Here is a 14776-nt window from a genome sequence, read left to right on the forward strand (position 1 = left end):
GCTCCCGGATGATCGATCATTGCGTCAGGGGGGTGTTAAAGCGTCCCCGGGGTACACGACGATCACCGCCCGGAGCCAGCCCCGCCCGAGGGTCCAACTCTCCTGGTTCTGAAGGAGGTTGGCGTACATGCCGATCCTGTCCTCCTCCCGCCCATTCCGGAGGCGAGGGCTGCTGAGAAAGCCCTTCGAAGAGGTATGCGTAGATCTCGCGAAGGCACTCGTACAGCGTGTCCGGGTCGGGGAACTCGATATCTGTCAGGCGCTCGTAGTCGGCAACTGCCAGTTTCCTTTCGCGCAGTACTTCGCTGAGCCCGATCTGCACGTCCTGGACGAAGTTCTCGCTGAACGCCATCAGGGTGGGTGAAGGTCAGTGCGGACTCCAAGTGCGGCAAGCTGTGCCGGGCCTTGGCCGACGTGCGCAGGAAGGTGCCGCACCAACCCGGCAGGCAGGCGGCGCGGCGCGGGCCGCTGGCGTGTCACTTCCTGGAGTCTGGTGATCGCCTCGTCGACGGTCTCGTCCCGGTTGGCGTACCACCCGTGCGGTAGTCCGGTAGCGGCGTCTCTTGCCAGGCTTCCCAGCGGCGATGAGCCATCGGGTGCGTTGCGTCCAGCTCCATCGCAGGAAGCAGTATCGGCTTCAACTCCTCGATGGCAGCGTCCACATGGACATTGACCGCCCACCCTCGTGAACCCCATGGGCGGGGCTTACCCGGCGCGACTGACGCTGCTGATAGCTGTCTCAGGGCACCCCCCAACGCGTGGCTGGGAGATTCGCGGCTGCCCGTTGATCAGCTGACGCTCATGCCGCGCTCAGGCCATTGCTTTCTTTCCTCGAAGACAGCATTAATCTTGCGGGAGGCATTGAGATACGCATAGTTGACTTGGTCGTCGCCCGGCGTCGATGTGCGGGTTTCGGTGTTCATGATGAGCTGCCGTGTCATTTCCTCGGGATCCTCGCCGAAGGCGTAGCAAATTGAATCCGACTGTTCGGATATTTTTTTGAAGTAAATCAAGGAGGCCATTGCTATTCGCCCTCCAGGCGGCTGTGGATACCGAGGCCGCCCTTTCCGACCTGGAACCAGTTCCACTCAAGCGTGTCCGGCTCCATCAAATCGTGCTTCTGAAGCACCGTACTCATGCGCCCCGCGGTCCTGAGCGCGGACTCCAGACCGCTTCACCACGTCGTCCAGGTACCAGAACCAGGAGCCGCACTCCCTCGGCGCACGCATCGGCATAGCTATCGAACTTTCCCCGAACCCCGCGCCCCATACGCCCCACCGGTCAGGGGTCAATCTTCCTCGAACCCGCGTTGCATACGCAACGCGGTTCCGGGCCCATTGGCATGGATCCGGCCACGTCAACGGTTTGCTGCCCCGTCAGTTCCACGGTTCCACCGGAAGGCCCAACTCCCCGTACTCATCAGGGAGTTGGCGTGCTCGTACAGGTCGGTTTCTATCGCGTCGGGGCAGAACGCGAAGTGTTCCGCCGCGAGGATCAGTGCCTCCTCGCGGTTCGTGGGTGGGGCCGCCACCGACAGCGTCAGGTGGTCGCTCGTCAGGCCCACCACCCGTATGCCGAACCTGTCTTCCCAGGAGCGCAGTACCGCGCACAGCCTCGCCACGTCCTCCTCGTGGTTCAGCGGGCCGGTCCAGCCGATGGCCGCCGGTATGTCGGCGCTGCGGCGGGCCGGGACCAGGGCCAGGCGGGCGCCCTTCAAGGGGCCCTCGACCGTCGCCGTTCCGGCGATCTCCGCCGCCTTGCGGTCCGGGTCCTCCTGGAGTGCGGGGGCGAGTGCGAGGCCGGGCCACTCTTCGCTCTCGTAACCCAGCTCGTCCTCTGCGTACGTCTCCCAGAGGCCGGCCAGCACGTCCTCGGCGTCGTGGTCGCCCGGGTACGACGTGTCGTCCAGGGTCAGTCCCCAGTCCGCCAACTCCCGTATGCCGCCCAGCAGTACGGGGTGCAGCCCGGCCGCTCGGCGTGCCGGGGACAGCCGTGCCCAGTCCTCCGGGCCTGCCGGGTCATCGGCGTACCACAGCAGTGGCTCGCTCGCCGGGCCGAACAGCCTGCCGGGCGGCAGGTCGAGGCCCAGCGATTTGCCTGTCGGGTCGTCGGTCAGGTGGGGGAGCGGGTTCGGGAGCATCGCCATGTCCCGAATGTAAGTCCCGCCACTGACAACGCCCCCGGCGAAGACCTCAGAGCCCCGATACGAAGCCCTGCCACGTGGTGGGGTTCAGGGTGAGGGTGGGACCCTCGGGGGCCTTCGAGTCACGGACGTGGATGGCGGAGGGGTGGGTCGCCACCTCGACGCACTCGCCGCCCTCGCTTCCGCTGTAGCTTGACTTCCGCCAGACACAGGCGACTTCGAGGCATTCGCCGCCCTCTTCACTGCTGTAGCTGGACTTGAACCACTCCAGTGCGTCGCTCATCGCTCTCCTAGCAGCCGGTCCAACAGGCCCATCGACGCTTCGGTGTTGAGGGCCTGTGTTCGCAGCATCGCATACTTGCGCGCCAGGATGCTTACCTCATCGGGGTCGGCCACGAACTGGCTGCCACGCTGGGTCTCGGTGTAAGCGAGGTGCTGGTGTTGTGGGGTTTCCAGCAGGATGAATGGCCCTGCCAATCCCGCATGCGTCGTGCGGCCGAGCGGCATGATCTGGAGGGCCAGGCCCGGTAGTTCGGCGCATTCGCGGAGGTGGCGGAGCATCCCCCTGTGCACCGCGTCACCGCCGAGCCGGTCGCGAATGATCGCCTCGGAGAGGACGAAGCTCAGTGAGGGCGGCACCTTGCGGTGCAGTATGGCCTGGCGGTCGAGGCGGGCGCCGACCTGATAGGTGATCTCGTCCTCGCTGTATGCCGGTACGCGGCTCTGGAACACCGCGCGGGCGTACTCCTCGTTCTGGAGCAGGCCCGGCAGCACCTGATTCGCATAGAAGCTGAGCGCGATCGCCACCCGCTCCTCGTCCATGTACTTCTCCGCCCACAACGGATAGCGATCCACCTCCGGCATGTTCTCGACCGCCACCGTGAGCGCGCCCTTGGTGTCCAGCAACGCGTCGAGTTCACTGGCGAGTTCAGGTTTCAGGACTCGCCGCCCCTGCTCGATCGAGGCGATCGTCTCCGGTTCCGCACACACCCGATCCGCGAGCTGTCGCTGGGTGTAACCGGCCGCCTGCCTGAAACGCGCCACCTGCGCGCCCACCATGCGCATCGCAGATGCGTTCTTCCTGGGGTGCATGACTCCCAACTCCCCACCTGCGAAGGCGCGTCATGCACATCGGACCCGTACAGAATTCTTGTACGGGTCCCATCCCTCCGGCATCAGGCACCCGCTCCGCCACCCTCCCCCCATGAGCGAGATGACAGAGAGCGAATTCCGCGAGCGCTTCTACCCTCGTCGGCGTCAATCGATCCCCGCCGCACGGGAGTTCGCCGAAGGGGCCGTTGCTGATTGGGGGTTTGTGCACCGGCTCGATGACGTATTGCTGTGCGTCAGCGAGCTCGCCACCAACGCGTTGGTGTACGGGGTGCCGCCGGGGCGGGGGTTTCTGCTGAGGCTGGAGCTTTGTGACGGGGCCGTGTTGCGGGTTGAGGTGCATGACAGCGGGGGCGGGGTGCCCCGGGTCGTGGACGTGGCGGACGAGGGTGGGCGGGGACTGCTGCTCGTGGCCGCGATGGCCGACAAGTGGGGGGTGGGGGAGCGGGATCCGGGGAAAGTGGTGTGGTGCGAGTTCGTCTGCCCCGGCGGAGGCCCCGGGGGAGGCTCCGGCGGAGACGCCGACGGTGGTTCGGATGGTGGGATGGCTGGATGGTGGTGGCCGGGATCTGCGTAGGGTGCTGGGTAGTTGGACGTCCGAGCAACTGACAGGAGCCGCCCCATGCCCGCCGCCTCATCGGCCGCCGCCGTGCCCGCGCTCGCCGCTCGCGCGGCATTCGTCGGGGCCTCTCCCGTACGGGAGATCCTGGCGTTGACCGCCCGGCCCGAGGTGATCTCCTTCGCGGGCGGTCTGCCCGCGCCCGAGTTGTTCGACGTGGAAGGCATCGCCGACGCCTTCCGGGCCGTGATGGAGGAACAGGCCGAGACGGCACTTCAGTACTCCACGACCGAGGGCGCCCCCGCGCTGCGGGCCGCCACCGCCGCGCGGCTCGCCGGGCGGGGGCTCGCGACCGGCGCCGACGACCTGCTGATCACCACCGGTTCGCAGCAGGGCCTCACCCTCCTCGCCGCCGCGCTGCTCGAACCCGGTGACGTGGTGCTCGTCGAAGATCCTTGCTATCTGGCCGCGTTGCAGGTGTTCGGCTTCGCGGGCGCCCGCGTCGTCGCCGTGCCCTGCGACGAGGACGGGCCCGACCCGGCCGCGTTCGACGCGCTGGTCGCGAGCGAGCGGCCCAAGCTGTTCTACTCCGTGCCCACCTTCCAGAACCCCACCGGCCGCACCATGAGCGCCGGGCGGCGCCGGGCGGTCGCCGATGTGGCCGTGCGGCGCGGGCTGTGGATCGTGGAGGACGACCCGTACGGCGAGCTGCGCTACGAGGGCGAGGCCGTGCCGTGGATCTCGTCGTACGAGGACGCCGCCGACCGGACCGCGCTGCTCGGCAGCTACTCGAAGATCATGGCGCCCGGTCTGCGCATCGGCTGGATGCGGGCACCGCATGAACTGCTGCGCGCCTGCGTCATAGCCAAGCAGGCCTCCGACCTGCACACCCCGACCGTGAACCAGCTCGCCGCCGCCCGCTACCTCGCGGACCGGGACCTGGACGCACACGTCGCCCGGGTGCGGGCCGCCTACGGCGAGCGCAGGGACGCCATGCTCGCGGGTCTCGCCGAGGCGCTGCCCGAGGGCTCGACGTGGAACCGGCCCGAGGGCGGCATGTTCCTGTGGGCCCGGCTGCCCGACGGCAGCGACGCAACTGCCCTGCTGCACAAGGTGGTTGAGCACGATGTCGCGTACGTCCCCGGCGCGCCCTTCTTCGCCGGTGCGCCCGACGCGGCCGCGCTGCGGCTGTGCTTCGTGACCTCGTCGCCGGACGAGATCAGGGAGGGCCTGGCCCGGCTGGGGCGCGCCCTCAAGGGCTGAACTCCCCACGCACGCGGGGCCGTTGACTACCAGGCCTCGATCGCCGACAGGTCCGACTGCCAGTAGGTGGCCATGGCCTGGCTGTCCACGACGGACACGCTCTTGGCGAGCGCGGCGTACGCGGACGGGCCCGTGGATTCCATGCCGACCCGGCCGCGGAAGTACACCACGACCTGACCGGCGTTGTACGCCTTGCTGCCGTCGTCCTCGCCCTGGGTGCGGACCATCGCGTACGCCGACCCGCCGGGGGCCAGTGTGACCACCGCCTGGGGAATGGTTTCCTTGTCGACCGCGATGGGGGACTGGGCGTTGGAGAAGCCGACGGCGGGGGCGTCGTAGGCGTTGCACGCCGTCTTGCCGGTGTTGGTGACCGTCAGGAGGATGTGGTTGATCGGGCGGGTCACCGGGGTCGCGGTCAGCTTCACGTTGGCGCCGGTGCAGGCCGTCTGGGTGGCGCCGCCCCCGGACGAGGGCTTCTTCGTGGTCTTGCCCGTCGACTTGGCGGGGGCGGCGCCGTGCTTGCCGGTGCCGGAGCCCGAGCCCGTGCTGCTTCCCGCCGTGGCGGACTGGCCGGCGTCGGCCGCCGGGGCCGGGGCGGAGGACGAGGTGGACGGGTTGTCGCTCGCCTTCGCGGAGTCCGAGCCGCTTGAGCAGGCGGTCAGGGCGAGGGCGGCGACGAGGGTGGTGGTCGCGGCGGCGGCGATGCGGAAGTTGGTGCGCATGATGCTTGGTGCTCCCCGTGTGAGTACGTCCGCTTGACGGCGTGAACGCGTCAGTGGCGGTAGTGATTGATCAGCGTGATGACGATGGCGATGGACGCGGCCAGGACGACGACGGCCATCGAGTCCGCGAGGTTGAACCGGATGCGGAATCGCATGGAGTGCTCCCGGAGCGAGCTGTTCGGCTGCTTGCTGCAACTACCTTGCGGGGCGGCCGGACGGCCCCGCAACGAGCGAGGGACAATGGGGGAAGCTGGAACGCTGGAATCCCCTTTGACCTGGGGAAACAACCTGTCCCTGGAATGCGTTCCTGGGATGGACGGGGAGGGAACCGGGGCATGGCGACAACCGAGTCCGAGCAGTTCGCGGCGCTGCTGCGGGAGTTGAAGGACCGCTCGGGACGCAGTTACGGAGTCCTCGCGGGCAAGCTCCACATGAGTACGTCCACGCTCCACCGGTACTGCAACGGCGACGCGGTTCCGAACGAGTACGCCCCCGTCGAGCGGCTCGCCCGGCTGTGCGGGGCGACCCCCGAGGAGTCCGTCGAACTGCACCGGCGCTGGATCCTGGCCGACGAGGCGCGGCGCCGCTCGCGCGGGGCGAACGCGGCGCCGGTGGCCGCCGAGACGGTTCCCGTTCCTGAGCCTGCCATCGTTCCCGAGCCCGTCACCGAGCCCGCTCCCGCCACCCAAACCGCTCAAGTCCCGGCCGCCTCGCCCGACCCTGACGAGGCCGAGCTCCCCGCCGTCGTCCCGGCCACCTCGGCCGCCCCGCACCGTACGCGCGGATCCGGACTCGTACCCGGACTGCGGCTCGGCAGGAAGAAGACCCGGCTGGTGCTCATCGGGTCGGCCGTCGTCGCGCTCGCCGTGCCCGCCGTCGCCGTCGCGAGCCTGTCGGGGCCGGACGGCAAGGACGGCAAGAGCGTCACGGTCGCGGACGCGAAGCAGAGTGCCGGGACTGCGCTGAAGAGCCCCGCCGGGCCCCCGCCGAGCGCCTCGCCCAGCCCGTCGGCTTCGCCGTCGCCGAGCCCGTCGGGCTCCGCCTCCCGTCCGGCGCCGTCGCCGAAGGTGGGCGTCGCCGGAACGCCGGTCAAGGTGGGCATCAGCTCGTACGACTGGGACCAGCCGTGCGGCAAGTTCTACCTGCTCGACCAGAAGCCCAGCGCGGTGCCGCCGCCCCCGCCGAACGTGCAGGACCGGCGCGCCTGGGCGCGGGCGCTCGGAGGGGTCGACGGCGGGGACCTGAAGCTGGAGCTGACCGCGACCGGAAAGAGCCCGGACGCGGTGGTGATCACCGGGGTCAACGTCCGGGTGGTGGGGCGCGAGGCGCCGCTGAGCTGGACGGCGTACTCGATGGGTGCGGGCTGCGGCGGCGGGGTCACCCCGCAGACCTTCGACATCAACCTGGACGCGGCGCAGCCGGTCACCAAGCCGGTCGCAGGGGTTCAGGGCGACACGAAGATCCCGGCCCGCGACTTCCCCTTCAAGGTGTCCACGACCGACCCCGAGGTCTTCGACCTGAACGTGCACACCGAGGCGCACGACGTCAGCTGGTACCTGGAGGTCTCCTGGAGCAACGGCGACCGCTCGGACAAGATCCGCGTGGACGACAACGGGAAGCCGTTCCACACCAGCGCGGTCAAGGGCCGGCCGGCCTTCGAGTACCGCACGGACACCAACGTGTGGGACCGGCTGGACATCGGGTGAACCGGCCGGTCCCGCACGGGAGTTGCTAGGCCCCTAGAGGCGCTCGGGCGTCCGGATGCCGAGCAGGGCCATGCCCTGGTGGAGCGTCCGGGCGGTCAGGTCGCACAGGAACAGGCGGTTCTCGACCTGCGCCTCGGTGTCGGCCTTCAGGACCGGGCACTGGTCGTAGAACGTCGTGTACAGCGAGGCCAGCTGGTACAGGTACGCGGCCAGCTTGTGCGGCGCGTACTCGGCCGTCGCCTCCGCGAGGAGGTCGCCGAACGCGTCGAGGTGCAGGCCCAACGCCCGCTCCGCCGGGGCGAGTTCGACCTCGGGGTGGGCGACCGGGCCCGCGCCTTCGGCCTTGCGCAGGATCGACTTGATACGGGCGTACGCGTACTGGAGGTAGACGGACGTGTCGCCGTTCAGCGACACCATCTGGTCCAGGTCGAACTTGTAGTCCCGGTTCGCCGACGTCGACAGGTCCGCGTACTTCACGGCGCCGATCCCGACGTACCGCCCGTTCTCGACGATCTCCTCCTCGGACAGGCCCACCTTCTCGGCCTTCTCGCGCACGACGGCGGTGGCCCGCTCGACGGCCTCGTCCAGGAGGTCCTCCAGCTTGACCGTCTCGCCCTCACGCGTCTTGAACGGCTTGCCGTCCGCGCCGAGCACCGTGCCGTAGCCCATGTTGTGCGCGGTGACGTCGTCGCTCAGCCAGCCCGCCCGGCGGGCCGCCTCGAAGACCATCCGGAAGTGCAGCGACTGCCGTACGTCCACGACGTACAGGAGCGTCGTGGCGTGCAGGTCGAGGACGCGGTTGCGGATCGCCGAGAGGTCGCTCGCCGCGTAGCCGAAGCCGCCGTCCGCCTTCTGCACGATCAGCGGCACCGGCTGGTCGTCCTTGCCGCGGATCTCGTCGAAGAAGACCACGAGCGCGCCCTCGGAGCGGACCGCGACACCGGACTCCTCCAGGAGCCGGGCCGTCTCGGCCATCATGTCGTTGTACGCGGACTCGCCGACGATCTCGTCGTCGCGGATCTCCATGTCCAGCTTCTCGAAGACCGAGTAGAAGTAGACCTTCGACTCGTCCACGAAGCGCTGCCACAGGTCGAGCGTCTCCTTGTCGCCGGACTGGAGGGCGACCACCCGCTTGCGCGCCCGCTCCTTGAACTCCTCGTCGGAGTCGAAGACCGCGCGCGAGGCCTTGTACACCCGGTTCAGGTTGCTCATCGCCTGCTCGCCGTCGACGTCGGACGCCGGGGCCAGCTCGCCGGGGTTCTCGATCAGGTGCTGGATGAGCATGCCGAACTGGGTGCCCCAGTCGCCGATGTGGTGGCGGCCGATCGTCTGCTCGCCGGTGAAGTCGAGCATGCCGCGCAGCGCGTCGCCGATGACCGCCGAGCGCAGGTGGCCGACGTGCATCTCCTTGGCCACGTTGGGCTGGGCGTAGTCGATGACCGTGACGCCCGGGTCGGCCTTGAGCGGCACGCCGAGCCGGTCGTCGGCGGCGCGCGCGGCCAGCGTCTGGGTGATCGCCTTGTCGGTGAGCGTGATGTTGAGGAAGCCGGGGCCCGAGACCTCGACGTCCTTGAGCAGGTCACCGGCGTCGAGCACGTCGGTGACCTTCGTCGCGAGCTCGCGCGGGTTGCCCTTCAGCTTCTTGGCGAGTGCCAGGATGCCGTTGGCCTGGAAGTCGGCCCGGTCGCTTCGTCGCAGCAGCGGGTCGGTGGAGCCGGCCTCCGGCAGCGCAGCCGAGAGGGCGTCCGCCAGGCGCTGCTGGACCGTGGAAGCGAGGGAATGGACCGAGGCCATGAGGTGCCGTTCCTGTCGAGGGTGACGATGATTGCCCCCCGATTCTCCCACGCGGGCCCCCGCCCTTTCGCCCGGATAACGGGCAACCCCGGAGGAGCTCGTTCCGTCTGGGAGAATGGGCGTGCCAGCCCCTCCGAGGCATACGAGAAAGAAGGACGTGCCGACCGTGGCTCAGAGCAGCACCGAGACCGACTGGGTCTCCCGTTTCGCGGACGATGTCATCGCCGAGTCGGAGCGACGTGCGCCTGGCAAACCGGTCGTCGTCGCGTCCGGACTCTCCCCCTCCGGCCCCATCCACCTGGGCAACCTGCGCGAGGTCATGACCCCGCACCTGGTCGCGGACGAGATCCGCCGCCGCGGGTACGAGGTCCGCCACCTGATCTCCTGGGACGACTACGACCGCTACCGCAAGGTGCCGAGCGGCGTCCCCGGTGTGGACGAGTCGTGGGCCGAGCACATCGGCCGCCCGCTGACCTCGGTCCCGGCCCCGGCCGGCTCCGCGCACCCGAACTGGGCCGCGCACTTCAAGGCCGCGATGATCGAGGCGCTGGCCGAGCTGGGCGTCGAGTACGACGGCATCAGCCAGACCGAGCAGTACACGACCGGCGTCTACCGCGACCAGGTCCTGCACGCGATGAAGCACCGCGGTGACATCGACGCGATCCTGGAGCAGTACCGGACCAAGAAGGCCCCGGGCAAGAAGTCGCAGAAGCCGGTGGACGAGGCCGAGCTGGAGGCCGCCGAGGGCTCCGGCGCCGCGGCCGAGGACGACGGCACGGGCTCGACGGGCTACTTCCCGTACAAGCCGTACTGCGGCGGCTGCAACAAGGACCTCACGGTCGTCTCGGCGTACGACGACGACACCACGGAGCTGACCTACACCTGCTCCGCGTGCGGCTTCTCGGAGACCGTCCGGCTCAGCGAGTTCAACCGCGGGAAGCTGGTCTGGAAGGTCGACTGGCCGATGCGCTGGGCGTACGAGGGCGTGATCTTCGAGCCGTCCGGTGTCGACCACTCCTCGCCCGGCTCCTCCTTCCAGGTCGGCGGACAGATCGTCTCGATCTTCGACGGCGTGCAGCCGATCGGCCCGATGTACGCCTTCGTCGGCATCAGCGGCATGGCCAAGATGTCGTCCTCGAAGGGCGGCGTGCCGACCCCGGCCGACGCGCTGAAGATCATGGAGCCGCAGCTGCTGCGCTGGCTGTACGCGCGCCGCAGGCCCAACCAGTCCTTCAAGATCGCCTTCGACCAGGAGATCCAGCGGCTCTACGACGAGTGGGACAAGCTGGAGGCGAAGGTCGCCGACGGCTCGGTGCTGCCGGCCGACGCGGCCGCGTACGCCCGTGCCGCCCGCACCGCCGCCGGTGAGCTGCCGCGCACCGCGCGCCCGCTGCCGTACCGCACCCTCGCGTCCGTGGTCGACATCACCGCGGGCCACGAGGACCAGACCCTGCGCATCCTCAGCGAGCTGGACCCGGCCAACCCGGTCACCTCCCTGGACGAGGTGCGGCCGCGTCTTGACCGCGCCGAGAACTGGATCACCACCCAGGTCCCGGCCGACCAGCGCACCCTGGTCCGCGAGGAGCCCGACACCGAGCTGCTCGGCTCGCTCGACGACGCGGGCCGCGAGTCGCTGCGGCTCCTGGTCGAGGGCCTGGACTCGCACTGGTCGCTCGACGGGCTCACCACGCTCGTCTACGGCGTGCCGAAGGTGATGGCGGGCCTGGCCCCCGACGCCAAGCCCACGCCCGAGCTGAAGGTCGCCCAGCGCACCTTCTTCGCGCTGCTCTACACGCTCCTGGTGAGCCGCGAGACGGGGCCGCGCCTGCCCACCCTGCTGCTCGCCGTGGGCGCGGACCGGGTGCGCAAGCTGCTCGCCGCCTGACCTCCGCACGTCCGAGGGCCGTCATCCGTTTCCGGGTGGCGGCCCTCGCCGTATCTGCGGGCGTACTGCATCTTTGGGTGTACTGCGGATTCCGTCCCGGGCACGAGGAATCGGGCCCGGCGGCGCGAGACCGTGGAGCCATGAACGCGAACATCACCAAACAGGTCGTCGGGCCCATCGGCTGGGTCGTCGGCATCCAGGGCGTACTCGGCTTCGCGGGCGCGCAGTTCGGCAACGGGCCCTGGGGCTTCCTGCACAAGATCACCGACATCCCGACGGCCGGCTATCTGGCACTCGCCGTGCTGGGTGCCGCGGTGGCCGTCTGGGCGGAGATGGGCAAGAAGGCGCCGCAGAAGGCTTCTTGACGTACCGTCAGGAAATGCTCAGGCGATGTGGTCCTCGGTCAGCTCGGCGTCGTAGCGCTGCTTGAATCCGGGGATCAGGCCGCGCAGCAGGGCGGTGCTGCGGGGGTGGGTCACGCCGTGGCCGTCCGAGAGGTGTATGTCGAGGACCTCGACGCTCGGGTAGTCGTTGTGCTGGTGCGCGTACTGGCGGAACACCACGTACGCCATCTCGGCGAACTCCGCGTCCTCCAGGGAGGGTTCCGCGGCCTTCTCGGGCTCCTGCTCCTGCACCGGCTGCGGCTGGGCCGCGCGCGGGCCGGGCACGCCGAGGCGGCGCTCGCGGCCGGGGCCCGCCGGGACCATCACCGGCTCCGGCTCCGGCTGGGGTTGCGGCTGGGGCTCGGCTTCGACGAAGTCCGGGTCGTACGTGCCCTCGTACGCCTCCTGCGAGATGTGCTGGGCGGCGAACCAGGGGCTCTCGTGCGTGGTGGGCTGCTCCGGGGCGGGAGCGGGGTCGTGGACGGGGGTCTCGACCGGCTGCCCCTCGGGGGCGGAGTGCGCGTGCGCCGGGGGCAGCTCGGGCTGCTGCTCCTGCTGGTGGAGCACCACCGGCGGGGGCGGCAGGAGTACGGGTTCGACGCCGGCGGCGGCGAGTCCCGCGGGGGCGGTCTCGGCGAGCGGGACGCCGTACTTCGCGAGCCGCAGCGGCATGAGGGACTCGACGGGGGCCTTGCGGCGCCAGGCGCGGCCGTAGACGGACTGGAGGCGGGCCCGGTAGACGAGGCGGTCCTGTTCGAGCTTGATGACCTGCTCGTAGCTGCGCAGCTCCCACAGCTTCATGCGCCGCCACAGCCGGAAGGTGGGTATGGGCGAGAGCAGCCAGCGGGTGAGGCGGACGCCTTCCATGTGCTTGTCGGCGGTGATGTCGGCGATCCGGCCGACCGCGTGCCGGGCCGCCTCGACGGAGACCACGAACAGCACGGGGATGACCGCGTGCATGCCCACGCCCAGCGGGTCCGGCCAGGCCGCGGCGGCGTTGAAGGCGATGGTGGCGGCCGTGAGCAGCCAGGCGGTCTGGCGAAGCAGCGGGAACGGGATGCGCAGCCAGGTCAGCAGCAGGTCGAGGGCGAGCAGCACGCAGATGCCCGCGTCGATGCCGATCGGGAAGACGTAGGAGAACTTTCCGAAGCCCTTCTGCAGCGCGAGCGCCCGGACCGCCGCGTACGATCCCGCGAACCCGATCCCGGCGATGACCACCGCGCCCGCGACCACCACTCCGATCAGAATGCGGTGCGTACGTGTCAGCTGAGTCGCGGCCACCCGCGTCCCCTCCCCTTGTCAAGCAACTGGCGGGCACAGCCTGGCACATGCGTACGGAGTCCGGCCCACAGGGGAGGCCGGACTCCGTACGGTCGCGCTGGGACTACTTGTTGTTCGCGGCGGCCACCGCCGCCACGGCCTCCTTGGCCGTGGCGGTCGCGCCGTCCTGCACGTCGTTGGTCTGCGGGGCGTCCGCGCCCTGGTAGCCGGTGCCGTTGTAGTCGAGCGAGACGACGGCGTTGGCGCTGCGGACCACCACGACGGCGTACTTGAAGTCCGCGTCGGTCTTCTTCAGGTCGAAGGTGATCGCCGTCGCCTGGTCGCCGAGGCCGGAGACCGGGGAGGTCTTCACGTTCTTCGCGTCGGCCGTCGCCCGCGCGGCCGAGACGGCCCGCTCGAACTGCTTCTGCGCCAGCGAGTCGCCGCTGCCGAGGCCCGGCGTGGAGTCGTAGCGCTTGAGGTCGACGTCGAGCCAGCGGTAGAGCGAGCCCTGGACGCCCTTGTCCTCAAGACCGTTCCAGGTGCAGCTCGCCTGGGCCTGCGGGTCCGAGGTCTTGCCCACCTCGCCCGCCTTCGTCTTCGCCTTGGGGACGTACTTGTCGATCGACGCCGCCGTGACCGACTTGCACGGGTCGGGCAGCTTGGCGAACTTCGCCGGCGCGGGGGCGGACGAGCCGGACGGCGAGGCCTGCTTGCCGCCGGAGGCGGAGGAGGACGCGGACGCCGAGTCCTTCTTCGTGCCGCCGCCCGAGCCGGAGGAGCAGCCCGCCGCGACGAGCATCACAGGGACGGCGGCACAGGCGAGGACACGGGCGAGCCGGATGCGCGGGGCCGGGGCGTGGGCCTTCTCGGGGGTGGCCGGGGCTGATCGGTGCATGATTCCTTCGCTCTTCGTTCTTCGCGCTGGCGCGCTATTCGCTGAACTGCTCGACGAGCTTGCCGGCCAGGGCCTGGGCCTGCTCCTGCAGCTCCTTGCTGTCGGGGACCGCGACGGATGCCGCGGCCTGTGCGGTGTACTCGATGGTCACGATCGCGTTGGACGTACGGAAGACCACAGAGACGGTACGCCGTCCGGCCTCGGTCCCGCCGTCGGAGCCCACCGGGGACGACACCTCGTTCAGGAACGCGGCGTCGCCGAGGCCGCTGAGCCGGCGCGGCTGAAGCCCGTCCCCGCCGGTGCCGGCCGAGGCACCGGGCGGGCTCGGGGTGGTGCCGGCTGCCGGGCTGCCGCTGGAGGCGGCCGACGGGGCGGCGGAGGCGGGCGAGCCGGACGGGCTCGGGGCGGCGGACCCGGTCGGCGCGGGCGCGGAGCTCTGGGGAGCGGGCAGGTTCGCCGCGGTCTCCTTCTTCCCGTACAGCTGCTTCGCGGTGTCGTCGTCGCTCACCGCGGGGTCGTACGACACGACCCGCTCGAAGTCGACCGTGAGCCTGCGCACACCGTCGGGCGTCTCGTCCTTCCAGCGGCAGCCGACCCGGCGGTCGGTGTCGTAGGTGAGGTCGGCGGTGCCCGCGTACTCCTTCGCCGCGTCGGCCTCCGCCAGCGTGGCCGCGCCCGGCAGCATGGTCTTGAGCACGCCCTTGTTCACGGCGCGGCAGGGCTCGGGCAGGGTGCGGTACTTGCCGGGCGGCGCGGGGGCGGTCTTGGGCGCGCCCGCCTTGGAGTCGGTGGCGGAGCCGTCGGTGCCGGAGGCCGCGGAGCAGCCGGACACGAGCGCCACGAGGAGCGCGAGACCGGGCACGTACGCCTTTCGCTGCACGGTTTCCAGGCTCCTTTCAGCAGGACGACGTAAGAAAAAGCGGTTGCCGCCCGAAGGCGGTGGCCGGACACAATGTGTATCGCACGCGCACCTGTGAACGCCGGTCCACTGTCCTGGTTGTGGACCTTGGCTCCAGTTTTTGCCATACGTGCGTTTTAAGGCTTTTGTGTAGA

15 protein-coding genes are annotated in these 14776 nt (G+C 69.9%); 5 read left to right on the forward strand and 10 right to left on the reverse strand.

The genetic code is table 11. The features are described from left to right. Positions 1 to 16: 16 nt before the first annotated feature. The 5 genes from ACIQ8J_RS07435 to ACIQ8J_RS07455 form a co-directional block, all read right to left on the reverse strand. Complete coding sequence (locus tag ACIQ8J_RS07435) at positions 17 to 352, reverse strand: hypothetical protein (RefSeq protein WP_403267847.1); 336 nt, start codon at positions 350 to 352, stop codon at positions 17 to 19. Between the two features lie 436 nt (positions 353 to 788). Further along, a complete protein-coding gene (locus ACIQ8J_RS07440) occupies positions 789 to 1022 on the reverse strand; it encodes a hypothetical protein (RefSeq protein ID WP_403267850.1) in 234 nt (77 codons plus the stop codon). A gap of 335 nt (positions 1023 to 1357) precedes the next feature. Next, the gene (locus ACIQ8J_RS07445; protein ID WP_403267853.1) at positions 1358 to 2146 is read right to left on the reverse strand and encodes a DUF4253 domain-containing protein; all 789 of its coding nucleotides are present in this window, start codon (positions 2144 to 2146) and stop codon (positions 1358 to 1360) included. 46 nt (positions 2147 to 2192) lie between these two features. Then, entirely contained in the window at positions 2193 to 2426 is a 234-nt protein-coding gene (locus ACIQ8J_RS07450; protein ID WP_403267855.1) for a DUF397 domain-containing protein, read from the reverse strand. Next, the gene (locus tag ACIQ8J_RS07455) at positions 2423 to 3235 is read right to left on the reverse strand and encodes a Scr1 family TA system antitoxin-like transcriptional regulator (protein WP_403267857.1); all 813 of its coding nucleotides are present in this window, start codon (positions 3233 to 3235) and stop codon (positions 2423 to 2425) included. Before ACIQ8J_RS07455 ends, ACIQ8J_RS07450 begins: the two co-directional genes overlap by 4 nt. Before the next feature lie 112 nt (positions 3236 to 3347). Here ACIQ8J_RS07455 and ACIQ8J_RS07460 point away from each other — a divergent pair, with 112 nt between their 5' ends. Continuing rightward, positions 3348 to 3830 (forward strand): ATP-binding protein, encoded by a 483-nt coding sequence (locus ACIQ8J_RS07460; protein ID WP_403267860.1) that lies wholly within the window; start codon positions 3348 to 3350, stop codon positions 3828 to 3830. Between the two features lie 45 nt (positions 3831 to 3875). After that, a complete protein-coding gene (locus ACIQ8J_RS07465; RefSeq protein ID WP_403267863.1) occupies positions 3876 to 5075 on the forward strand; it encodes a PLP-dependent aminotransferase family protein in 1200 nt (399 codons plus the stop codon). Positions 5076 to 5101: 26 nt separating this feature from the next. Here ACIQ8J_RS07465 and ACIQ8J_RS07470 read toward each other — a convergent pair whose 3' ends face one another. Beyond that, entirely contained in the window at positions 5102 to 5797 is a 696-nt protein-coding gene (locus ACIQ8J_RS07470; protein ID WP_403267865.1) for a DUF4232 domain-containing protein, read from the reverse strand. A gap of 335 nt (positions 5798 to 6132) precedes the next feature. Between ACIQ8J_RS07470 and ACIQ8J_RS07475 the strand changes: the two genes are divergently transcribed. Next, positions 6133 to 7503 (forward strand): helix-turn-helix domain-containing protein, encoded by a 1371-nt coding sequence (locus tag ACIQ8J_RS07475; RefSeq protein WP_403267868.1) that lies wholly within the window; start codon positions 6133 to 6135, stop codon positions 7501 to 7503. A 33-nt stretch (positions 7504 to 7536) separates the two neighbouring features. On the opposite strand, the gene argS is transcribed toward ACIQ8J_RS07475, so the two are convergent. Continuing rightward, positions 7537 to 9297 carry an arginine--tRNA ligase gene (gene argS / locus ACIQ8J_RS07480; protein ID WP_403267871.1) on the reverse strand — a complete coding sequence of 587 codons (1761 nt, stop codon included), beginning with the start codon at positions 9295 to 9297 and terminating at the stop codon, positions 7537 to 7539. A 157-nt stretch (positions 9298 to 9454) separates the two neighbouring features. Between argS and lysS the strand changes: the two genes are divergently transcribed. Both lysS and ACIQ8J_RS07490 read left to right on the forward strand, forming a co-directional pair. Further along, on the forward strand, positions 9455 to 11182 hold the full coding sequence (gene lysS / locus ACIQ8J_RS07485) for a lysine--tRNA ligase (protein WP_403267873.1): 1728 nt from the start codon (positions 9455 to 9457) through the stop codon (positions 11180 to 11182). Between the two features lie 140 nt (positions 11183 to 11322). Next, positions 11323 to 11547, forward strand: a complete 225-nt coding sequence (locus tag ACIQ8J_RS07490) for a hypothetical protein (protein ID WP_403267876.1) — start codon at positions 11323 to 11325, stop codon at positions 11545 to 11547. A gap of 18 nt (positions 11548 to 11565) precedes the next feature. Here the strand turns inward: ACIQ8J_RS07490 and ACIQ8J_RS07495 are convergent, their stop codons facing one another. From ACIQ8J_RS07495 to ACIQ8J_RS07505, 3 genes are all read right to left on the reverse strand, one after another. Further along, a complete protein-coding gene (locus tag ACIQ8J_RS07495) occupies positions 11566 to 12846 on the reverse strand; it encodes a DUF2637 domain-containing protein (protein ID WP_403267879.1) in 1281 nt (426 codons plus the stop codon). Positions 12847 to 12949: 103 nt separating this feature from the next. Next, complete coding sequence (locus ACIQ8J_RS07500; RefSeq protein ID WP_403267882.1) at positions 12950 to 13723, reverse strand: DUF3558 domain-containing protein; 774 nt, start codon at positions 13721 to 13723, stop codon at positions 12950 to 12952. Between the two features lie 34 nt (positions 13724 to 13757). Then, positions 13758 to 14603 carry a DUF3558 domain-containing protein gene (locus tag ACIQ8J_RS07505; RefSeq protein WP_403267885.1) on the reverse strand — a complete coding sequence of 282 codons (846 nt, stop codon included), beginning with the start codon at positions 14601 to 14603 and terminating at the stop codon, positions 13758 to 13760. Between the last annotated feature and the right edge of the window lie 173 nt (positions 14604 to 14776).

Origin of the sequence: Streptomyces sp. NPDC094147 (assembly GCF_044764265.1) — a bacterium.
In the GTDB taxonomy this organism is placed as follows: domain Bacteria; phylum Actinomycetota; class Actinomycetes; order Streptomycetales; family Streptomycetaceae; genus Streptomyces.